The sequence below is a fragment of the Bacillus sp. AFS017336 genome, from assembly GCF_002555445.1.
GTDB lineage: Bacteria > Bacillota > Bacilli > Bacillales > Bacillaceae_G > Gottfriedia.
The window spans coordinates 112,359-134,487 of the sequence record NZ_NUCO01000034.1 but is presented as its reverse complement, the minus strand read 5'-3'; the positions used below and the strand labels follow the sequence as shown (position 1 = coordinate 134,487).

Annotated in this window: 26 protein-coding genes and 2 pseudogenes; 7 read left to right on the top strand and 21 right to left on the bottom strand. The window is 32.8% G+C overall.

Annotation, left to right across the window (positions count from 1 at the left end):
* The 4 genes and pseudogenes from CN601_RS27240 to CN601_RS19860 all read right to left on the bottom strand — a co-directional run.
* Positions 1–350 (bottom strand): annotated as a pseudogene (locus CN601_RS27240) (hypothetical protein); the annotation flags it as partial.
* Positions 351–364: 14 nt separating this feature from the next.
* On the bottom strand, positions 365–589 hold the full coding sequence (locus CN601_RS27900; protein WP_218923250.1) for a hypothetical protein: 225 nt from the start codon (positions 587–589) through the stop codon (positions 365–367).
* 295 nt (positions 590–884) lie between these two features.
* Positions 885–1,085, bottom strand: coding sequence for a hypothetical protein (locus CN601_RS19865; protein WP_098172094.1), 201 nt, complete (start codon positions 1,083–1,085; stop codon positions 885–887).
* Positions 1,086–1,436: 351 nt separating this feature from the next.
* Positions 1,437–1,949: a DIP1984 family protein gene (locus tag CN601_RS19860; protein WP_098172093.1), complete on the bottom strand. Its 513-nt coding sequence runs from the start codon at positions 1,947–1,949 to the stop codon at positions 1,437–1,439.
* A 308-nt stretch (positions 1,950–2,257) separates the two neighbouring features.
* Between CN601_RS19860 and CN601_RS19855 the strand changes: the two genes are divergently transcribed.
* Both CN601_RS19855 and CN601_RS19850 read left to right on the top strand, forming a co-directional pair.
* Positions 2,258–3,244 (top strand): M48 family metalloprotease, encoded by a 987-nt coding sequence (locus CN601_RS19855; RefSeq protein WP_142317376.1) that lies wholly within the window; start codon positions 2,258–2,260, stop codon positions 3,242–3,244.
* 194 nt (positions 3,245–3,438) lie between these two features.
* On the top strand, positions 3,439–4,647 hold the full coding sequence (locus tag CN601_RS19850) for a macrolide family glycosyltransferase (protein WP_098172091.1): 1,209 nt from the start codon (positions 3,439–3,441) through the stop codon (positions 4,645–4,647).
* A gap of 364 nt (positions 4,648–5,011) precedes the next feature.
* Here CN601_RS19850 and CN601_RS19845 read toward each other — a convergent pair whose 3' ends face one another.
* The 5 genes from CN601_RS19845 to CN601_RS19825 form a co-directional block, all read right to left on the bottom strand.
* Positions 5,012–5,197, bottom strand: a complete 186-nt coding sequence (locus CN601_RS19845; RefSeq protein ID WP_098121958.1) for a hypothetical protein — start codon at positions 5,195–5,197, stop codon at positions 5,012–5,014.
* Positions 5,198–5,242: 45 nt separating this feature from the next.
* Positions 5,243–5,950 carry a DNA alkylation repair protein gene (locus CN601_RS19840; protein ID WP_098172090.1) on the bottom strand — a complete coding sequence of 236 codons (708 nt, stop codon included), beginning with the start codon at positions 5,948–5,950 and terminating at the stop codon, positions 5,243–5,245.
* Positions 5,951–6,131: 181 nt separating this feature from the next.
* A complete protein-coding gene (locus CN601_RS19835) occupies positions 6,132–6,557 on the bottom strand; it encodes a hypothetical protein (protein ID WP_098172089.1) in 426 nt (141 codons plus the stop codon).
* Positions 6,558–6,749: 192 nt separating this feature from the next.
* Positions 6,750–7,352 (bottom strand): hypothetical protein, encoded by a 603-nt coding sequence (locus CN601_RS19830; protein WP_098172088.1) that lies wholly within the window; start codon positions 7,350–7,352, stop codon positions 6,750–6,752.
* 41 nt (positions 7,353–7,393) lie between these two features.
* A complete protein-coding gene (locus tag CN601_RS19825) occupies positions 7,394–8,101 on the bottom strand; it encodes a hypothetical protein (protein WP_098121954.1) in 708 nt (235 codons plus the stop codon).
* A 164-nt stretch (positions 8,102–8,265) separates the two neighbouring features.
* On the opposite strand from CN601_RS19825, the gene CN601_RS19820 reads away from it, so the two are divergent.
* Complete coding sequence (locus CN601_RS19820; protein WP_098121953.1) at positions 8,266–8,451, top strand: hypothetical protein; 186 nt, start codon at positions 8,266–8,268, stop codon at positions 8,449–8,451.
* 301 nt (positions 8,452–8,752) lie between these two features.
* Here the strand turns inward: CN601_RS19820 and CN601_RS19815 are convergent, their stop codons facing one another.
* The 6 genes from CN601_RS19815 to CN601_RS19790 form a co-directional block, all read right to left on the bottom strand.
* Positions 8,753–10,129, bottom strand: coding sequence for an MATE family efflux transporter (locus CN601_RS19815; protein ID WP_098172087.1), 1,377 nt, complete (start codon positions 10,127–10,129; stop codon positions 8,753–8,755).
* Between the two features lie 107 nt (positions 10,130–10,236).
* Positions 10,237–10,665 carry a MarR family winged helix-turn-helix transcriptional regulator gene (locus CN601_RS19810; protein WP_373604991.1) on the bottom strand — a complete coding sequence of 143 codons (429 nt, stop codon included), beginning with the start codon at positions 10,663–10,665 and terminating at the stop codon, positions 10,237–10,239.
* A gap of 335 nt (positions 10,666–11,000) precedes the next feature.
* Positions 11,001–11,561: a hypothetical protein gene (locus tag CN601_RS19805; protein ID WP_098172086.1), complete on the bottom strand. Its 561-nt coding sequence runs from the start codon at positions 11,559–11,561 to the stop codon at positions 11,001–11,003.
* A 387-nt stretch (positions 11,562–11,948) separates the two neighbouring features.
* On the bottom strand, positions 11,949–12,722 hold the full coding sequence (locus tag CN601_RS19800) for a DUF817 domain-containing protein (protein WP_179865616.1): 774 nt from the start codon (positions 12,720–12,722) through the stop codon (positions 11,949–11,951).
* A 60-nt stretch (positions 12,723–12,782) separates the two neighbouring features.
* The gene (locus CN601_RS19795) at positions 12,783–13,004 is read right to left on the bottom strand and encodes a helix-turn-helix domain-containing protein (RefSeq protein WP_098172084.1); all 222 of its coding nucleotides are present in this window, start codon (positions 13,002–13,004) and stop codon (positions 12,783–12,785) included.
* 10 nt (positions 13,005–13,014) lie between these two features.
* Entirely contained in the window at positions 13,015–13,497 is a 483-nt protein-coding gene (locus CN601_RS19790) for a DUF2975 domain-containing protein (RefSeq protein ID WP_098172083.1), read from the bottom strand.
* A 294-nt stretch (positions 13,498–13,791) separates the two neighbouring features.
* Here CN601_RS19790 and CN601_RS19785 point away from each other — a divergent pair, with 294 nt between their 5' ends.
* The 3 genes from CN601_RS19785 to CN601_RS19775 are packed head-to-tail and all read left to right on the top strand — an operon-like array spanning position 13,792 to position 15,138.
* Complete coding sequence (locus tag CN601_RS19785; RefSeq protein ID WP_098172082.1) at positions 13,792–14,133, top strand: PadR family transcriptional regulator; 342 nt, start codon at positions 13,792–13,794, stop codon at positions 14,131–14,133.
* Entirely contained in the window at positions 14,126–14,608 is a 483-nt protein-coding gene (locus CN601_RS19780) for a hypothetical protein (protein ID WP_098172081.1), read from the top strand. The genes CN601_RS19785 and CN601_RS19780 overlap by 8 nt, the downstream gene beginning before the upstream one ends.
* On the top strand, positions 14,605–15,138 hold the full coding sequence (locus CN601_RS19775) for a permease (protein ID WP_098172080.1): 534 nt from the start codon (positions 14,605–14,607) through the stop codon (positions 15,136–15,138). The genes CN601_RS19780 and CN601_RS19775 overlap by 4 nt, the downstream gene beginning before the upstream one ends.
* Positions 15,139–15,350: 212 nt before the next feature.
* Here CN601_RS19775 and CN601_RS19770 read toward each other — a convergent pair whose 3' ends face one another.
* From CN601_RS19770 to CN601_RS19760, 3 genes and pseudogenes are all read right to left on the bottom strand, one after another.
* Positions 15,351–16,010 carry a serine/threonine-protein kinase gene (locus CN601_RS19770; RefSeq protein ID WP_098172079.1) on the bottom strand — a complete coding sequence of 220 codons (660 nt, stop codon included), beginning with the start codon at positions 16,008–16,010 and terminating at the stop codon, positions 15,351–15,353.
* A gap of 354 nt (positions 16,011–16,364) precedes the next feature.
* Positions 16,365–16,838, bottom strand: a complete 474-nt coding sequence (locus CN601_RS19765; protein ID WP_098172078.1) for a DUF4825 domain-containing protein — start codon at positions 16,836–16,838, stop codon at positions 16,365–16,367.
* 78 nt (positions 16,839–16,916) lie between these two features.
* Positions 16,917–18,211: pseudogene (locus CN601_RS19760) on the bottom strand (MFS transporter).
* Positions 18,212–18,432: 221 nt separating this feature from the next.
* Here CN601_RS19760 and CN601_RS19755 point away from each other — a divergent pair.
* Entirely contained in the window at positions 18,433–18,900 is a 468-nt protein-coding gene (locus CN601_RS19755) for a hypothetical protein (RefSeq protein ID WP_098121942.1), read from the top strand.
* Between the two features lie 91 nt (positions 18,901–18,991).
* On the opposite strand, the gene CN601_RS19750 is transcribed toward CN601_RS19755, so the two are convergent.
* The 3 genes from CN601_RS19750 to hflX form a co-directional block, all read right to left on the bottom strand.
* Positions 18,992–19,330 carry a zinc ribbon domain-containing protein YjdM gene (locus CN601_RS19750; protein ID WP_098172077.1) on the bottom strand — a complete coding sequence of 113 codons (339 nt, stop codon included), beginning with the start codon at positions 19,328–19,330 and terminating at the stop codon, positions 18,992–18,994.
* 243 nt (positions 19,331–19,573) lie between these two features.
* Positions 19,574–20,845, bottom strand: coding sequence for a methionine gamma-lyase family protein (locus tag CN601_RS19745; RefSeq protein ID WP_098172076.1), 1,272 nt, complete (start codon positions 20,843–20,845; stop codon positions 19,574–19,576).
* A gap of 3 nt (positions 20,846–20,848) precedes the next feature.
* Positions 20,849–22,117, bottom strand: a complete 1,269-nt coding sequence (gene hflX, locus CN601_RS19740; RefSeq protein WP_098172075.1) for a GTPase HflX — start codon at positions 22,115–22,117, stop codon at positions 20,849–20,851.
* Between the last annotated feature and the right edge of the window lie 12 nt (positions 22,118–22,129).

The window sequence follows — 22,129 nt, the reverse complement described above, 5'->3', positions numbered from 1 at the left end:
CCTGTTAATCCAGTTGATCCAGTTTGACCTGCTACTCCTGTCGCTCCAGTTTGTCCTGTTACTCCTGTTGATCCGGTTGGTCCCGCTACTCCTGTCGTTCCAGTTGAGCCTGTTAATCAAGTTGATCCAGTTTGACCTGCTACTCCTGTCACTCCAGTTTGTCCTGTTACTCCTGTTGATCCGGTTGGTCCCGCTACTCCTGTCGCTCCAGTTGAGCCTGTTAATCCAGTTGATCCAGTTTGACCTGCTACTCCTGTCGTTCCGGTTGCTCCTGTTACACCAGTTGGTCCGGTTTGACCTGTTACTCCAGTTACTCCAGTTTGTCCCGTTGAACCTGTTACACCATTCAACCCGGTCGATCCTGTTACCCCTGTTGCTCCGGTTGGACCTTTTTTCCCTCTTTTTCCTTCCTCTCCTCTAGGGCCCCTAGGTCCTCTACAACAACAGCATTTTTTACAACAATTGCAATCACTTTTACAATCCTTACATCCACATTTTTTCCTTTTTTCTTCCTTACATATATGACCTTTTGAATCTTTGCAACAGCAGCACTTTTTACAACAATGACACTTATTGCAATGGCAGTCACACTTTTTTTTATCTTCTTTACCCAAAAAATCACCTATTTCTATATAGCTCAGGCTAGTCCTTATATGCTTACTTATAAGTTCGTACAAATTAAGATATGTTTATTTTTAATTTTTGGTTAGTTCGTTAGTCCAAACGTCTATAAAGATTTCATAATGATAAAAGGTTATTTGAATGTAATTACTTAATCATTAAAAAATATCGCATTCTATAAAACACATTTTTACTCTTTTCTTTAAATCTAAAAAGTTACCATTTGCAAAAAAAAACGGCTGCCTAAGCAGCCGTTTTCAAAATTAAATACTATTTTTCTCGTCTTCAAATTCTACTTTAAAATAATTGACTACACGCCCGTAATATGGATAAAAGATCCCAAATACTACAAGAATCCATCCAATATTAGTCAAATAATTAGGACCCCTAAAATTTTCAAAATAAGTTAATGTAATCATTAATAAGCCGAACAATATGTACAAAGCAGATATAAATGGTTTCATCATCGTCTCCTTTTACAATTTTTTCCTTTATTTAACTAATATTCCATATAAAATTGTAATTACCTTTAGGCTTTTTAAATTGATTTTATAAGATTAAAATAAACCTATTTTTTTAATAAAAATAAAGACCACCTCCTAAGATAAGAGGTGGTCATAAGAAGAAAGGATTAATGGTAACCCATTTTTAGTAGCTAAGCTACACTATGGGAGGAGTTCGTTTACGTTCGTTCGTCATTCGTTACACGTAAGGAAAGTAACCTGTAACTCTTCATCCGTTTGCTTATCAACCAATTTGATAGATCCATTTTTTATCTTCTTATCCTCACAGGAAAGTCTCATTCCTGTGAGGAATTAATAATAGTCTGTTCCATCAAATGGAATATTTATTGTAAAGTTTTTTGCATCAATTAATCCTGATAGACGCGTTACTTTTCGTTCTAATTTCAATGCTTTCGTTCGATACTCTTCTGGGTCGAAATATAGCTTCTCTACAATTATATTTTCAGACCCATACATCGGTTGAATACGTTCCTTCTTTGTTGCAAAGCTTTTACATAGTTGTACTTCAGCACGTAGTTGTTTTGCATACTCAATCGCTTCAGTAATTGACATCTCTTCATTTTCAATGGAAATTGTATTTTCTACATTTGCTTTTTGCATCAAGAAATCCAATTTTCTAAAATCAGTACGAACCTTTGATAATTCATTTTCAATTTTAGTCAGATCCCGCACTAAAACTGGAATAGGATGGTTCTTTTCTACTTCAACAGTTGAATTTTCTTCAAGTTCTTCAATTAATTCACGAATTCTTTTCGAAAGAATATGTCTAATATTTAAAGCCTCAGCAAGTGTAATTTGATTCATACGATGCTCCTTGGATTCAAAATTTGCAAGATAACTAGTTTAGTATATAGAAAATTAATATAATATAAAAGTGAAAAGCCACAATAATTCTAAACTTTTAATCAACGAGCCTTAGTTTAATTACCTGCTATAATTAACTTTCGAATTTTAGGATTATAAATTTTATAACTAATTTCTACATCTCTTCTGGGAGCTTCGCCTAAATCGCGAATTATGACGAAAAAATTAGAATGAAGGCATATACTTTGTTGTTCATTTTTTTCACATCAGCATTTACACTAGATTTAGCAATGAAAGGATGTGTTTAGTTGAATCATTTTCGTTTTCTCTTCACGGTGCCTGGGGTGGTGTTCTTTTTGTTGATTTGCACCGGTCTCAGTCTGCTCATCGGAACCCTTTTTATTTTCCTGCTTCATGTTCTACTTGAAACGTTCATGCTTCACATGGGTTATGCGACACTTACGCTTTTTTTACTTGGTGCACTACCAGCTTTTGGCATAATGTATTCTATTTTTAGCTTTGTTGCAGCTCTATTATCACCGCTAGTTCAAGAAAAATCGTTCATTCCAGGGTTCTCTGTTGATTTAACTAGTTACCCCATTTTGCAAACATTGATCCAAGATGTATCAAAAGAGATGCACAAAGAAACACCTAGCACGCTGATTTTGCATCCGATGTCGTCAATTTTTGTTGCATCTGGTGCATTCTCCTTTTTTAATGGAACGAGGAAAGGAACAATTTGTTGTATTGGTTATCCGTTGTTAACATCTTGCACACGAGATGAACTGCGTGCCCTGTTAATCCGCGAATTCGCACGAATGGCCGAACAAAAACGAAATCGTTCGACGTCAAATACACTCGTGAAGCAGATCGCAGTCACTTACTCTAGTTATCTTTTTACTGCTTCCCGTCGGAAACTAGGACTCATTCTATTCCCATTACGTCTGCCGATTATATTGATGAAATCGTACAATCGTCAGCTTAATCACATTCAATCGGAAATGTTACAAAAAGCTAACGTAGCTGCTGATTCGTTTCTAAAAAATTTCATCGGTGAAGATAGTGCACGAGAGGTAGAGAACAAAATAGTACATCTTCGTCAAGCAGTTGACGCTAACATTAAAGAAAAACTCACAAATCAACTAGCGCACGGTCTTGTAACAGATGAAAATCTATACACTCTCTATTTCGATCAGACGTCCGCAGCCGCTAATAACTCTTCCTCGATAGTGAAACGCTCGGATCACTTGGAACGAGCACTTACCAAACAATACATTGCAGTTTCAGCAAGATAAAAGGGTTAGAAAATCGAGCCTAAAACCGGCTCTTTTTTTGACTCGTTTTCTTCATTTTTGTTCATTAGCTCAGTTAAGCCACTCTTCTTTTGTTACTTCAACGTCTAACATAAATTTTATCCAATTTAATTTGAATAGTTAGTCTAATTTCTATTACAATTAAGAATATTAAACTAATCCAAGGAGTGTTTGAAATGGCACGTGTTTTATTTATTAGCGGCGGCTCAGAAGGTCACATCAACCCAACAATTGGAGTTGTTCAAGAGCTTATTTCACGTGGTGAAGAAATTGTATACATAACTACAGAGTCTTTTAGAGAACGAATTGAAAAAACGGGTGCGATTGTTCGAACTTTTGATGAACTAAAGTTTATAAAAGCCTTTCTATCAGGTGGCAGAAATTATTTACGCGAAAGAATCAATGGACTTTTACATACTGCAGAAATCATCATTCCTAGCATTCTTGAACAAATTAATGGAGAGCATTTTGATTACATCATCCATGATTCTATGTTTGGTTGTGGAAATATACTTGCCCAAATCCTCAAACTTCCAGCAATTAGTTCTTGTACTACTTTTGCACAGACTAATGAATCTTTCGATAAAATGTTGGAAGAGGAATCAATCAAAATTCCAGGTGAAATATTACATCAGATAGAAGCCGAATTTAAAAACTTAAAATTAAAGATTAATAATAATTACGGTGTAGAAATCAACTCTCAATATGAAGTTTTTTGTAATCCCGCTCCTCTTACAATCGTATACACAACTAAAGAGTTTCAACCAAATGGGAATTCTTTTGATCAATCTTTTAGCTTTGTCGGACCATCAGTCACTTCACGAGTACAAAACACTGATTTTGATCTTGCTGCGATTAAAAGTAAAAATCCAATCTATATTTCATTTGGAACTGTTTTTAACCGTGCTATTGATTTTTATAAACTTTGTTTTGAAGCATTTGGTACTAGTGAACATTTCATTCTACTATCAATTGGCTACCACACTAACGTTTCAGATTTAGGTGAAATCCCTGAAAACTTCATTGTAAAACAATATGTACCACAAATCGAAGTGTTAAAAGATACTAGATTATTTATTTCGCACGGCGGAATGAATAGCACAAGTGAAAGTCTTTATTACGGAGTTCCATTAATCGTTATCCCACAAGGTGCCGATCAGCCACTTATAGCAAAGCAAATAGATAATATCGGAGCTGGTATTCATTTAGAAATGCAAAACTTAACATCAATTCAACTACGTAAAGCCGCTGATCAGGTGTTAAATAACACTTCCTATCACAAAGAGGTCACTACTTTAAGTGAATCCTTTAAAAAAGCAGGAGGTTATCGCCAAGCTGTTACTGAGATTTTACAATTTTATAGTCACTACACTAGTAAAAATTAATTTACTAGAAGTATCATCAACACAATTTCATTCATAATTTTTGTATCTCATCTATACAAAAAAATCTACAAAGATAGTTTCTATCTTAGTAGATTTTTTTAATATTTTTCAATTTTCGAATCTAGCTTCTAACTATTACTTTTTAAAGGACCACTCTCAACTATTTTCCGATCAAAGTCCTCTTCCAAATTGGATTATTTGCTTTGGTTTTACCGCCTATTTAATAGATTTTTAGTAGATTTCTTCAATATTTTAGTCGGTTTAGATAGAATTGGATTGCTCGTACTTATTTCCCGTTTTATGAGTGCTTATTTTACCTAAAATACCCTAACTGGTATGGATAATACCTGATTTTATTTGAAATTCAAGAGACTTTATTTGCAGTTTCACTAAAATTAATTGCACTTTTACTAATTTTAATTGCAGTTTCTCTATTTTTATTTGCACTTCGTTCGTTATTTGCAGTTATACTGCCTTTATTTGCACCTATCCAGGTTTTATTTGCACTTTCCAAACTCTTTTTTGCACTTCGTTTGTATTTTGCAATCATACTTCCTTTATACGTACTTATTCACAATTAACTTGAACCTTGACGTCAACATCTTACATATTTACGCTTAAAACCTAGTAATCCTTTATCCAAATCCTTTTGAATTTTTTCAGAGCAAAGTAGAATATTACTTTTTTTCTTATCCTTTTTGATTTCGACTGGCCCTACTTCATTAGCGATTTCAACTGCTTTTTCGTGTTGAGGTACATAAGAGATTGCGACTGTATACATAAAGTTATTCATTGCAGATTTTGTTCGTTCAGGAGATGTGTGAATTGTATTTTTTACTTGTTCTAGCATGACTGAAATCTTACTTGAGCTAAATTCAGTGTCTGAACGGTTACCTAATAGCCAACAGTAACAACTCCAACCTGCTGACATTTTGAGCTCATCACCACTTGCAATCCATTTATCAGCAACATCTTGTGCAATATCAGCTTCAGCTAATGTTACTGAAACTACATAATCGGAAAGCATGTAGAAATATGCACCATCAATCCAGCGGTCAAAATCAGTTTCTGTCATTTTCATCGGATCAGCGATAATTCCTGCAAAATACATGGCATCGTAATTACCTGTTGAGTATAATTGGTCAGCTAGCTCCTGATTTTTTTTTATTTTTTTAGCAATAGGTTTCATTGCCCCAGTCGCTACTCCAAAAAGTGGCTCGTGTGCACCATTACTAATGTATGTTTTTTTAGTTCTTTCCTTACCAAGTGCTTCTAGCTCCTGCATTACCGTTTCAAATTCCATCAATTTACACTTCCTTTCAATCATTTATGATCCTTTTTGTACTTCGCCAATGGTACTAATCTAAAAGAAACCTTAAATCGATTATATCAATTCTTATGCGATCATACTGTTAAACCTTTTAGAACATAAAAAAAGAGCCACTATAGTAACTCATTGAGTAGAAAAAAACTTTATTTCAAATTTAAAACTCAGTATATTTTATAATCTTCTTTATTGATTCAGCATTGTCAATATTTACACTTCTAAAACCATTAAATCCATTTAATTTAAGTATGGCTCCACTTTTTGTAAACCAAAGTAATGAACTATATTCAATTGATTGATCTACCGGACTTTTAAAACTAAGTTGAATATCATATTTAGCTAAATCAACAGTTGGATGGTCAATTATTTTACTATACAAAAATATTTCTTCTAATTGATTTATTCCCGATTGACGTTCGATATACATGGGTTTAAAACTGATTTCATTTTTTCCAAATTTTGTATAGTTATAACCAATCCATATCTCTTTGTTTGATTTAATATGCATTCTTTCGTAATAAAAACCAGCTAAGAACATTGCAAAAACTGTAACAATAATCAAAATTATATATGGTTTTTTCAAAATATAGTCCCTCCGAACAAAAGATCCACCCGCTACATATATAACCATATTTTACCATTTCTATTAGGAGATTAGTATAGTAAAAATGTTATAGAATTCATTTAATTTTAAAAATATGAGGACTACAAAGTTTTCTCAAACATAGAAATTCAATAGATTTTATGAAATTCTCATGTATAATATATTTCAAAATTAATGAATAAAGTAGTTAATACTTTTACCATTCTGATCTAAATAAGCTACATTATAGTAATCTTTAATTGGAGTATTCTTTTCTATTTTTTTAAATAAATAAAAAAATGACTTTTGAGGTACGATTATTTTCACATTTTCATTTTCTTGAATATTACTTTCACTTGTAAACTTCTTTTTAGATACTATAATCGATTTAATTTTTCCATTTGCATTTTCACCTTCAAATACCCCGTAGTTACCTTTATTTGTTTTAATTTTCCTTGATCTGAACCAATTATTTTTTTCGACGGTACCGTATGTACATCTTTTTATTTGAAATTTATGATTTATGCCTTCTTCTAATTTACAAAATCCCTCGTCAATATTGTTGACCGTCACAAATGCAATTGCTGTATCTGTTTTAGAAATCTTTTGAACTGCTCGAACGGTAAATGTATCATCATTTTGATTCCAATTTGAAATGATTTCACTTAAGTTTTGTGCATGAAGTGAAAAATTGTATTTTTCATTATATCGCTTAGATTTTATTTTTTGAAAAGACAATATTCCGGCCAGTATTATAAAAAATAGTATAAAAAGTGTAATAATCTTTTTTTGCATTTTTCTCCTCTTTTCAAAAGATACTCTATTTGATTTAAGATTTATTTAGGGATAAATTCCCTGATCTCTTTTGATAAAATTGCAGTGTCCCAGGGATTCCAGTAATAGTTTGCACCGTCAAAATGTATATCAAACTTATAAGCAATTGGTTCATCTGTATACAAAACTACATCATAATAAATAGGTGCGCCATTTTTAATATTAGGTTGAAAGTTAGCATCTTCTTTACTTATCTTCAAGATATTTAGAAAATCATCCAATTGCTCTTTATCTTTTAGGTCTGATATCTTTCGTATGTTAGATGCATGCGATTGATAAATTTCAATTAAATTCACTTTATCTAATGGGACATTCTTAAAGTTCCACTTATAGTCAGTTTTATCTTTAGCATAATAAACTCTAAAACCATGTATTGAACTTTTATCTTTTAATGCTAGAAAATCATTGTATCCTTTGATTGAATAAATTGCAGTTCCTTTCTCATGGAACGCTGCATCTCCATCTTTTATTTGGTAGCTCGGATTTGAAATATGATCCGCGACTTTGAATTTAACTTCTCCTAACTTATCTCCAATTAAATTTTCGTTCGCTAAAATACCAGAATTTATGCCATAGTACTCGACTCCATTAAATTTAACAAAATCAACCCAATCAATTATTGAATCATTGCCTGATTGTGTAGAGTTACAACCTACTAATAGTAAAGGCAAAAATAAAAAAGATAAGATTCTATTTTTGAATCGCAACATCAAATCCTCCCTTAATTTTTCTACTTTACATAATATTCCATTTTTGTGATGATATACCCTCTTAAATTTCACATGACAAACGCACATTTTTTCTAAAAGTTCGTCCTTGAAAGCACTTACATTTCAATTGAACATAAAATATATTGAATGGAGGGATGAATGAAATGGAAAGAATTATTTTAATGTTTGCTAGTATTTTAGCTGGTTTTGCTTTAATCAAAATGCCTTTAGCAGGCACATTCTTATCAAGTGTACAGCCATTAACAGATTTAATTGGTATTTTAGCTATTTTAATTTTCTCGTTATACCTAATATATAAAGGCTTTATGTCTCTAATCGGTAAGCAGTAACAATATTAGGTTTTGGGAATCTTCAAATATAATATTTAAAAAATATTAAATAAACCTGTACCTTAGATTACATGTTAATCTTAGATACAGGTTATTTTTTGCTCCATTTAATATGAAAATATCTAGACTCTCTATTTTTCAATTTCTCTTTTAGCGTTATTTTGAGTTTATAACATTTCATTTTGAGTTCTTCTTAAACTTTACTCTACTTATAATTACTAGTATATTTTCCTACAGTGAAAAGGAGTCGATTTTCAACTCCTTTAATTTACGTTACTTCTATTGTCACTATGATAATGTTTTATGAAAGAGCTTCTTCTTTATCTGGCATTTTCTTAAGTTTTCTAAGGTAAGGAATCATTAGAATTGCACCCATAACGAACGTAATCCCCTCAGTAATTGTAAGTGACCAAATTAGTCCATTTAAATCGTAAAAGTAGTGTAATATGATCACAACTGGGATGAAAAGTACCCCTTGTGTAATCGACATTATTCCTGTGGCAAGCCCTTCGCCTGATGCTTGAAAGATGCTAGTGAATAAACCAGTGAATCCATTAAAAACAGATGATATCAGTTGGGCAGTTAAGATTATTCCTCCTATACTTAACACTGCTGAATCACTTGAAAATAGTCCAAGTACTGGAATTTTAAAGATGTAAACAATTCCTCCAAATACAATGGAAACTCCACCAATCCATAACGTTAATTCTTTTAAAGTTTCATAAAGTCGTGTTTTATTTTTACCACCAAAATTGTAAGCAATTAATGAAATAGCCCCTATAAATAATCCCATTGTAATAAACTCTGGAAGTTGTGCAACCCTTACAGCAATCCCAAAGCTTGCCACTATGTGATCGCCATATTCCATCGCATAATTATTTAATAATAAAGTCGTAACAATTAAGAAGGACATTTTAAATAATTCTGGAACTCCGACTTTATAAATTTCTAATTGATCAGTAAGTGAAATTTTCCAATGCTTAATGAATCCTTTTAATGTTTCACTTTTTCTTTGTAGGAACCAAATGTAATAGATGCTTGCTGCGATATTGGCTAAAACCATTGAAAGTGCTGCACCCATTACATGAAGATTTAAAACTAAAATGAATAATACATCAAAAATAATGCTACAAATAACACTTATAAACATTCCATACATCGATTCTTTTGCTGCACCTTCTGAGCGAACAACTTGTTCTAGTGCAAAGTTTAAAATAAAGGCAAAACTACCTGCAAAAAGGATAATTGTATATTGCTTTGTATATAGTAATGTTGCAGCGTTAGCTCCTAGTAAATGAACAATTGGATTAACAAAAAATAAGGCAATTGCTGCGACAATCAATCCGCAAATTATGCTCATATAAAAAGCGTAACCCGCAACGGATTTTCCTTTATGAAGATTCCCTTCACCTAACAATCGAGTGATAAAAGTACTTGCTCCAACACCAAACACATTACCTATTGCCATTAATACGGTTAAAATTGGTAGGCCTAATGTAATTGCGCTTAGCATCGCAGTGTCATGTACTAATCCTATAAAAAATGCATTAATTAAATTATAAATTGTTCCCGCAGATATTCCAATCATCATTGGAATACATAAATGAGCGATTGCTTTTCTTATTGGTGCTTCTTTTAAATAATAAATATTAGATTGATCTACTTCAAATTCTTCCATTTTATTCCTTCCTCTCCGAACTTATTATGTTACTCTCTATTTTAGTTAGAATTCTAACTTTTAGAATTCTAACTATATTTGTAAACGACCGTTATGGCCGTAATCAATCAAAGGTTTGAATCAATTTTTTTCAAAAGGCGTAAGAACTCTGCTTTTTCTTCTTCTGTTAAACATTCAATTAATTCAACTTCTGCTGAAGAAAACATTTCATTAATTTGATCAACAATTGCTTTTCCCTTTTCTAATACGAAAATCTGTTTCTGACGTTCATTATCAGCTTGGATTTTTCTTTCGATATAGCCATTCTTTTCAAGACCTTGAAGCATGCTTGTAATACTTGCACCTCTTCTATTAAATGCGTCTGCTAAATCTTTTTGAATGATGCCTTGATCTTGGTGCTGAGCAATATAGCTAATCATCCTACCTTGTTGAGGATTTACTTCAAGCTCTTTTGTTCGATTTGTTAATTTTTCTCGTACTTTAAACATGATAGAACCAAGAAGTCTCGTATACGATGTATCAATCAAATCGTTCACCTCCGAATAATTAGATATCTAACTGTTTGAATCAAATATACATCGATTCGAATTCCACGTCAACAAAAAAGTTAAATATCTAACTGATAGAATTCTAACAATAAGGAAGTTGACTATTAGATTCTTATATAAAAAAGATTATCTTTAATTCATATGAAGCTTTTTGAAAAACACAAAAAAGTCGACCTTTAATTTGTAAAGGCCGACTTTTTTCAAACAAACTAAATTTAATATCTCCATTGGTAACACGGGACTTTTATGTTTTTTCATTAGGATGGCTAACTCTTCGTTCGCTACGCTCTATTTTCCTGAAACACGATGGTCTTGGAAGCACGTTATTGCATGGCTTTCATGAAATCGGCGTCATCATAACGGATATACGTAATTTTTCCATCCGCATTCACGCTCGTACGACCTGTTACAGTGAATGATTTGCCACTTTCTCCTTCTTTTTTAGCAACGAAGTTAATTGTGAAATCATAATCCCCTTTGCTTCCTTTTACTTCAGTTGCTTTGACATCGGTCACAGCTAACGTATACCCACGATTTTGCGCAGTCGAGATGTACCGAAATGCGTTTGCCGCGACAAACACCTCAAATGCTTTTTTAGTAAAATACGCTCCGTACATTTTTTTGTAATACGTTTCAAGTGGAGACGGGCTAGTCGGTTGGGTACTATTTCCATTAGAATCGATAACTGTTGCACTGTCACCTGATTCGATGTGCTTTATAAGTTCAGGATCACTTGTGAACTGGTTTGTCAGGACATGTTGGATCGTCGCGATCTGTTCAGTCCCCCCATTTTTTTCCTTAGCATTTTGTTTCGACGATGTACACGCCACTAGTAAACAACTTATTACTAGTAAAACTGCGACGCTAGCTTTCCACTGTTTCATCTTAATTCCCCCCTTCTTCCTCGCTATGCTCTCTTCGTTCCCGCTCGGCTCTAATTATCAATAACAAATAGCCGACGAAACATAGTGAGGAGCACTTTCCAATATTTTCTAGCTCCCCTAAGGTATTCCCCATTCAGTTCTTTTATACCTTCTTCGTTCCAAGCACGGACAAAGCTAAGGAACACCGTTTTTTTCTATCCTTTCAACATTTCGTTCTAAGTAGAAACGAAATTAAAAAAATTTGAATTCACTTTTCTCAAGTAAGAAATCAACTAAACGGTTGAGGTTGATATTCAAAAACTGAATGCGTTAGTTCAATCATTTTAAATTTCGCATCTCATTTTTTTCAAAAAAAAAGCAAAGCCAATATAGCTTCACTTCTAAAAATTAATCCTTAAGTGGAATTTTCTGTTTAACTTGCTTTAACGTTGCAACGATCAGAAAACTTACGATCACTAATAAGAGCCATGAACTTACTTTTCCTAGATGAACAAGGCTCCATGCATCCGTTTGATTTGGATATTGCCATGCTCCAAAAAATGTTGCGATATTTTCAGCGATCCAAATAAAAAATCCTATTAGAACAAAAGAGAGTGCGATTGGCATGCGATATTTTGTTCCATTAACTTCGTAAGTAACCCATGATTTCCAAAATACGATTATGACTAATCCTGATAACCACCAACGGACATCAATCCAAAAATGATGAGTAAAGAAATTCAAATAAATCGCTGCAGCTAATGAAGCAACTATAAAAAACGGCGGCCACTTTATCAACTCAACATTTAATCTTCTCCACGCCTGGCACAAATAACTCGCAACACTCGCATACATAAATCCACTGTATAGTGGTACTCCAAATATTTTTGAATAACCTTCCCCCGGATAAGCCCATGAACCCATATGTACTTTAAAAAGCTCAAGTGCAAGACCGATTAAGTGGAACATTGTAATTACCTTTAATTCATCCTTTGTTTCAAGTCCAGAACGCAGCATCATCCACTGCATCAAAATACAGATAATTAATAACCAATCGTATCTCGGTAAAAAAGGAAGTGGTACAATTTTTGTAAAAGCTAATGAAGCAAAAATAACAACTGGAAATATACACGAAAGAGCTTGCTCAAAGCCAAACCGGACTAGTTGCTTTAATGCTCTTATGATTTGTAGTTCTGTTTTTTGAATACTTAAATTCATAAGTAATTCCCCTTTTTATATTGATTAATCCAATACTTCTTCATCGCTCTGATATTCTAATATGTCACCGGGTTGACATTCTAAAGCCTTACAAATTGCTTCTAAAGTTCCAAACCGAATCGCTTTTGCCTTACCGTTTTTCAAGATTGAAAGATTTGCCATTGTAATACCAACCTTCTCGGAAAGTTCAGTTACACTCATTTTTCTTTTTGCCAGCATTACATCAATATGAATTAATATTGCCATATTCTCCACCTCAGACTGTTAAATCATTTTCTGATTTGATATCAATTGCTTCTTTTAAGAGCCTTTGAAGTACGGCAGCAAAAACGGCAATTACCATTGAAGCAAAAATCAAAATCATACCGATTACAATAATTCCAGGAGCATCATCCATATCCGCAATTAAATAAAAAAGCGGTAATCCTAGTACATACAAGACACTAATTGCAATCGCACTAAGTTTTATATTTTTTAATGCATTAACCGATAATTCCGAGAAAGCTTTGTTTTGATCAATATAAATTAACAGCTTAAAGGCCTGATAAAGGGCAAAATAAAAAGGAATCGCTGCTGCATAAAGATCAATAAAAATGAGATATTTCATTAAAGCTATTTTTGGATATAGCTTAGCAGCGTAATTCGCAATCTCAGGGACAATAAATATACATAATGCAAGAACTGGGATCCCTATAAGCATAACTACTATTTTTAAAAAGAGCGTTGACCCTTGTTTCATAAAACGCACCTCACTAATATATTTTCAATTTGAATTTAACATATAATTTATCGTTTTACAATAAATTTATGTTGTTTTTTATTATATTATTATCGTTATAGAAATATCCTTCCATTTTATAAAAAGTATAAAAGTATCTGTGTAAAAACTTAATAAGCAAAACCTCCAGAAATTTTAGAGTTGAAATAACTTAAATAAATAAATATACTGTTAGTAACATATTACTGTTAATAACAGTATACTATTAGTAACAGTACAAAATAAGGAAATAGATCCATTTAGGAGGTAAATATTATGAAACATACAGGACGACATACTGGTGCATTTCTTTTATTATTTTTAACAGAGGGTGATAGTTATGGTGGGAAACTTTTGCAAAAGTGTGAAGAAGAACTTCCAATCAATCCAATTGACAGTTCTATATTATATCGGACTTTAAAGCAATTAGAGGCTGAAGGTGCAGTTGTGTCTTATTTAGGTACATCCGAACAAGATAAACCGATAAAGATGTACAAAATTACGGAAGTAGGAAAAGAAAAATTAGGGGAATTCCATAAAGATATTGAAGAAAAACTTAAGAATTTAACATTTTTCATGAACAGATACGATGTATGGCAGGAGAAGAATCATGATTAATGCTTCGATCCTATACAGTCTAGCAATTACTGTTACTATTATTTCTTTTATAAAAGATCGAACTAAAACGAAAGAAGCTCTACTGAAATCATGGAAAATGTTTTGTAATATTTTGCCTGAAATTTTGTCTATTATGTTTTTCGTAGGACTATCCTTATCTTTATTAACACCCACCTTTGTTTCTTCAATTATTGGAGAACAATCTGGAATAAAAGGGATTATTATCTCTACACTAATTGGTTCAGTAGGGCTAATTCCAAGTTTTATCGTTTTTCCACTAGGAGATACATTAGTCCAGAATGGTGCTGGACTACCTCAAGTAGCAGTATTAATGTCAACATTAATGTCAGTAGGTATCATCACTTTACCTATGGAACAAAAATTATTTGGAAGAAGTTTTGCCATTGCACGTAATGCAAGCGGGCTATTAATGTCGCTTATATTTGCATATATAATTTGGGTGGTGATGACGTGAATGAGTTAAAAAAATATCGTTTCTTTTTTATTTTATTAGTAGGCTTTATTATACTAACTTTAATCAATTACTCGGTTGGAATAAAAGCATTTAAATTAACTGGAAATAGCATTTTGAATATGTTATTCCTCCTCCCCCCTGTATTAATATTGGTAGGCTTACTTGACAAATGGGTTGAAAAAGAAACTCTTATTAAATATATGGGAAATAAATCTGGAATTTACGGAGTTTTGTTTGCGCTCTTACTAGGAGGTATTGCAGCTGGTCCTCTATACCTAGCTTTTCCGATCGCGGTACTTTTATTGAAAAAAGGAGCAAGTATTCGTTATGTTGTCTTCTTTTTAGGTGTTTGGACAACTGCTAAACTACCTGTTGTCATATATGAATTTTCTTCATTTGGAATGAAATTTACACTGATTCATATTTGTTTTGGATTAGTATTTTACTATATCATGGGCATCATCTTTGAAAAGTTTTTTGATACCAATAAATTGTTAAATTACGATAAAAATCAAGACATTTCTATATAGGATAAAATAAACTCTATTTTGGACAGTATGCAAACACTAATCTTGCTTTGTGAGAAACGAGATTAAGTACGATTTGATCTTAGAAAGTAAAGAACTTTAATAAAATACAAAAGACTAGCCAGTATGCTAGTCTTTCTTTTATGATTACTGCTATCAGTTAACAACCATTAAACATATTGCACTAGTCATACAATTCTCCAACATGATCGAGCTTAAATCATTCTCTTGAATTTTTTGTAGAATCTGTATGAGTGTCTAGTAAAATCTAGTAATTTTAGCGGAACTTTAATAGGTACTTTATACAACGTTTTTTTATATAGTTTATAGTAAGCTTTGACTAAATCGTCCCACTTATCATCTTTTCCTTTTTTATAGAAATCTGAAATATCGACAACATATCCCCTACCATCTTTCATCATCACATTTTTCCCGTGAACATCATATGGATTTAACCCTCTATTTTTTGCATACTTAAGTGCAATATTAATATCTTTAATAACACTTTCTGGTATTCGTTCACCTTTTGCAACGGCATCGTACAAAGTAATTCCTGCTAATCTTTTTAATACTAGATATTTTTCGCCATTTAATATCAATTTCGAATAAGCTGGATGTTCTCCTAATTGTTTATAGACTTGGACCTCTTTTTCTAAACCATGTAGATCTTTTCCATACACTTTAACAACTACGTTTGGTTCAGAATGGTGCATAAAAACAGCAGCATAATTACCTGATCCAATGCATTTCCACCCATCAGGTATATTCCTAACTACGATTGGGTCATTTGGATGTTCGCTTTTGAGGTTTACATTTGTAATTAATTCATTTTCAATTAGAGTCTTAATTACAGATTGATTTATTAAAATAGTCATTTCCTTTCCCCTTTAATTCTGTTTGCTATGATTACTTAATCAATCAGCCTATTTAAAAAATTACCAATTCGTTAAACCCATTAATAACACTTCAAAGTTAGCTGCATTATTTATAATTTGGTCATCAGCCCAAGAAGTATGGACTTCTGTAGGAAATGAATCAAAAATAATGACTCCCCCGTTTTGTTGTTTGAGGATTTCTATGTAGTTCTTTAAGCTTTTCTTCTGCCTTTATGATTTTCTCATCCGTTAATGGTTCTATTTTTTAAACTATTCTCTTCTGACCAAATACAAATTTTCAAAAAAACACTTCATATTTCCTTCTTTATATTACTTTATTATACTTATAAGACTTTATTTAATAAAAAGCTGATTAACCTTGTCTTTATCTTTTAAATTTGTATGGATAAGTTCTTCTAAGTCATTTTCATTCGTATAAGAACGCACATCTTTTCCATACCATTCATTAAGTTGCTGTCTTGTTAGAGTATATTTTTTGTCGGCAAATTCAAAAGTGATCCATTCTACATTTTTAATTAGTGCAAATAAGAATGTTGCATTATTTATTACTATATTTTTAGGATTAACATTTATCTTCTCATATGTAATAGTCAATCCATAAGGCTTCTTTTTTGTTTGAATTTTCATTTTTTTAAACTCTTTATTGTTAGGTAGTTGTTTAATGATATTTCCTACAGCACTGTTATTACCAAGATAAGAATTTTTATATTGAAAAATATCCTTATTAGAGCTCTGACTTAAAGCACAACTACTTAAAATCAGCAAGATAAATAGTAATGGAATGAACTGTTTAAAAATTTTACTCATAATTTCCCCCTAATCGCAAATTGTGAAAATAGGAGCTGATTGCTCAGCTCCTATTTCAATTCAACTATAAAATCATTTTTACATTTGCAGTCCTTGCTCAGGCTCTTTTTTGCTTTTGCGTGACCAAATTACGACTGGTATGAGAACTAAGGACAATATTCCACCTGCCAAAGCTAATGTTGCATAACTCGAATTTGCGACGACCATTCCAGATAGCGCTCCACCTGATGCCCCTGATAAGGCGATCAATACATCTACAGTACCTTGAGTTTTCGCGCGTGTAGAAGAGTCTGTTGAATCAACTATTTGAGCAGTCCCACTAATCAGCCCAAAGTTCCAACCTAACCCTAATAATGAAAGCGCAACTACTAGTAGTACCATAGAATCACTCGGTGCCGATGCAGCAATTACTCCTGCAAGTAATAAAGTAGCTCCTGATGCAATCGACATCGCAGTTCGACCTATTTTATCAACTAGAATTCCTGTAATCAGGGATGGTAGATACATTGAGCCGATATGAAACGCAATTACTATACCAACCTCATTAAGCCCATGACCATGATGTTCCATATGCACAGGTGTCATCGTCATAATTGCAACCATGACTATTTGTGTAAGGACCATTGTCGTTGCTCCAACAGCAATTCCTCTATTGTTTTCATACTTTCAACTGGTGAAGACTGTTTTACATCTACTTGTTTTGCTTTATTTGACTCAATCATTTTAGCTACTAATAAAGGATCTGGGTTAAGCATAATGAAAAGAAAAATTCCAGCTAAAATAAAAGCCGTTGCCGATAGGATAAACGGACCTGCTAGTGATGGTACACCAATAGAAACTGCAAATTTCCCCATTGGACCTACTAAATTAGGACCTGCAACTGCACCAAATGTTGTAGAAACCATTGCAATACTAATTGCTTTTGCACGTTGCTTACTATTTGCTAAATCTGTTCCAGCGTATCTAGCTTGTAAATTAGTTGCTGTTCCTGCTCCATAAATCAGTAGTGAAGCAAATAAAAGAATAAGATTGTTTGTCATTGCTGCAATTACTACACCGATTGCACCAAGTCCACCGGTAAAAAATCCTGACGCAAGCCCGATTCGTCGACCGAATCTTTGAGAAAGCCTACCAACAACTAATGCCGCTCCTGCCGAACCTAATGTAAAAAGCGATGCCGGAAGACCCGAAAAAGCATCTGTACCAAGCATTTGTTGGGCAAGTAATGCTCCTACTGTAACCCCTGCGGCTAGGCCTGCCCCACCAAAAATTTGAGAAATGCTAACAATTAACAGTGTTCGCTTGTATAGCATTTTTTGTTTTTCATGTGAATTTACAAAATCCATTTCTAAACTATGCGCTCTTTTTTTCATTTATACACCTTCTTTTATATCGTGTAATCGTAAACAATTACAATCTGATTAAATCTCTTTTATTTTAACAAATATCTATTTATATCAAACTATTATTTTTAAAATTAATACTATTTCTACTTTAAATTTGTGTTTAGATTCTACTATTCTTTCATTTCATTTGCTTCTTTTTTGCAAAAAACCACTATTTGGTGCATACGGTTATACTAGGAGGGGAAGTCATGACCAAACAACAAAAAGTATTTATTCTAACCTATTTATGTGTGCTCTTTTTCGGTAGCTTTCTTTTGGCTGGAATAACTTGGTACAATTACGGAGAAATATATTCTGAGCGTATTCACGGTCTCAATTATTTTCTTTATTATTTTTTTGCTGGGGCAATTGGCGGTTCTTTATATCATTTGTATCATTTTTGTACTCGATTTATGGCAAATAAACTGACAGATCCTAGGGAGTGGATCATGTATGTGTTTTACCCGATATTTGCAACTGGTACAGCAGTGATGACAATCACGTTAATCAATAGTGGGTTGCTAGCAATTGATTTTACAAAAAACCCAAATTCAGTTTATGCACAAATTAGCATTTCTTTTATAGTAGGTTTCGGTTTTAAAAAATTCATAAAAAAACTGGATTCGATTGTGAAACAAAGGTTCAGTTCAAACAATACCCCTTCGTCGACTGATTAACCTTAATCTTACTATTAGAAATGAAAATTTAAAAAATAAGAGAAGGTTTCCTCCTTCTCTTGTTTTAATTTATACATAGTTAATTTCAAATCTAGACTTTTTTAACAAACTCTGACTTCAATTTCATCGCACCAAAGCCTTCAATTTTGCAATCTATATCATGATCGCCCTCTACTAATCGGATACTTTTCACTTTTGTTCCAATTTTAACGACAAGTGATGTACCTTTTACTTTTAAATCTTTTATGACTGTAACCGAATCTCCATCGTTTAAAACATTTCCGTTGGCATCCTTTACTACTTTCGTTTCTTCATTTGAATTTTCTGATTCAAGAGTCCATTCGAAGCCGCATTCTGGACAAATTAAAAGATTTCCATCTTCGTATGTATATGCTGAATTACATTTAGGACAATTAGGTAGATTTTCCATTATATAGCCTCCGTAAATTGCTCAGTTTTAATAATTTCGTAACCTCTATATACTGGCACACCCATTTTATTAACGCAAGATTAAATAAATATTATGGAATTTTAACGTTAATGTTAAGGTTAATTTAAGAATTAAGATGTAATATAGATATATAGAAAGAACCTTCATCATTATGAAAGTAAGTCCCCAATTATTTTCATAAATAAAATAGCTCATGACGAACATGTCATGAGCTATTTTGTTTTAAATTTCTAATAAGTTTTTTTCGATTAATGAGTTGACCGCTGAACAAATTGCAATTTTCACATGAGCATACGTTAAACCACCTTGTATATATGCAACATATGGCGCTCTAATCGGACCATCTGCAGTTAATTCAATACTTGCACCTTGAATGAACGTCCCTGCAGCCATAATGACATCATCAACGTATCCTGGCATATAGTTTGCCGTTGGTGTGAAATGAGCATTGATTGGTGAAGCAGCTTGAATTGCCTGACAAAATGCAATCATTTTCTCTTTATCGTCAAATTGTACAGATTGAATTAAATCTGTTCTAACTGCGTCCCATGAAGGATTTGTGTTCATTCCTAGCTTTTCTAAAAATGCAGCAGTAAATAATGCTCCCTTTAATGCTTGACCAGTAATATGCGGAGCCATGAAAAATCCTTGATACATACCTTGTAAAGCATACAAAGAAGCACCCGCTTCTCTTCCGATTCCAGGAGATGTTAAACGATATCCACATTTCTCAACTAGATCTTTTCGTCCTACGATATAACCACCTGTTTTCGCAAGTCCACCACCTGGGTTCTTAATTAATGAACCAGCCATTAAATCAGCACCTACATGGCAAGGTTCTTGTTTTTCAACAAATTCTCCATAGCAGTTATCAACAAAAACTATTACACTTGGATCAATTTCTTTTACAAAATCAATCATTTCTTTAATTTGCTCTATTGTAAATGAAGGTCTTGTCCCGTATCCTTTTGATCGCTGAATACCAATCACTTTTGTATTGCTTGTCATTCGATTTGCAACTTTTTCATAATTAATACGTTCATCGTTTACTAATTCAATTGATTCATAACCTATTCCAAAATCTTTTAATGAGCCATTACCACTTTCACCACGAATGCCTACTATTTCTTCTAATGTATCGTATGGCTTTCCAGTAATGTATAATAGCTCATCACCTGGTCGTAATACCCCAAATAATGCAGTCGAGATTGCGTGAGTACCTGAAATGATTTGTGGGCGAACTAATCCAGCCTCTCCACCTAAAACATCGGCAAAAATTTCTTCTAGTGTATCTCTTCCGATATCGTCATAACCATATCCAGTAGAAGGAATAAAATGACTATCGCTCACTTTATGTTTTCGAAAACTTTGTAAAACTTTAAATTGATTGTATTCAATTACTTCATCTATTTCTTTATGTGCCTCGGATATTAATTTTTCTACCGTAGCAACTAATGGTGCAATTTTTTCCCCGTTTGATAATAATTCTAGCATTGATTATTGCTCCTTATACATTCTATATCTTTTTACAGTATCATAAATTGAATGTTCTTTAAAAACATATCCTGTTATTTGATAGATTTCAGATTCTTCATTAAATGTAATTGATTCGATCATCGTTAGCTTTTTGATTTCATGAATCAATTTGCCCTCATATGCAGGTACGAACGCTTCAAAATATTCCATATACTGTTTACATTCAAATTCAATTCTTTGACGCAGTTTTCCTAAATCATCTTCATTTAAAGCACTCATTTCAATAAAAACTTCAGAAGGTGATGGCACAAAATCCTCATGAACTTGATCAATTTTATTATAGACTGTTAACATTGGAATATTTTCAACATCTAAATCATTCAGCAATTTAGAAACTGTTACTTCATGGCTTTTATAATTTTCATGAGAAGCATCGACTACATGAAGAATAAAGTCTGCTTCTGTTGCCTCTTCAAGAGTCGAACGAAAAGCTGCAATAAGTGAAGTTGGTAAATCTTGAATAAACCCTACTGTATCAGTTAGTAAAGTTGTCATACCATTTGATAAAACAAATTTTCTAGTCGTAGGATCTAATGTCGCAAATAGTAAATCTTGTTCATACACGTCCGATTTAGTTAATCGGTTAAATAATGTTGATTTTCCTGCGTTTGTATAACCTACTAACGAAATATGGAACATTTCATTTTTCTTACGTCTCTCACGATAACGTTTACGATGTTCAACGATAATGTTTAATTGCTGTTTAATATCATCAATTCGTTTTCGAATATGACGACGATCAGATTCTAGCTTTGTTTCACCAGGTCCTCTTGTCCCAATACCTCCACCTAGTCTAGATAGTTCAGTTCCTTGACCTACTAATCTCGGCATTAAATATTGTAACTGCGCTAATTCAACCTGTAATTTACCTTCTTTTGTTTTTGCGCGCTGTGCGAATATGTCTAAAATTAATTGCGTGCGGTCAATTACCCTTTTTTCTAATCTTGCAGATAAATTACGAATTTGAGAAGGCGTTAATTCATTATTAAAAATAACAACATCCGGTTCTAGCTCTGCAATAGCTGCTTCTAATTCTTCTACTTTACCTGTTCCTATGTATAATGCTGGATGATATTTCGTTCTTTTTTGTGAGGTAATTAAAACGACCTCTCCATTTGCAGTTTTCGTAAGTGATGCTAACTCGTCCAACGAATAATTAAAACGATCATCATCAACATTTTGAAGCTGACATCCAACTAAAATGGCTTTTTCTCTTAATTCATTCGACACAAAATTCCACCT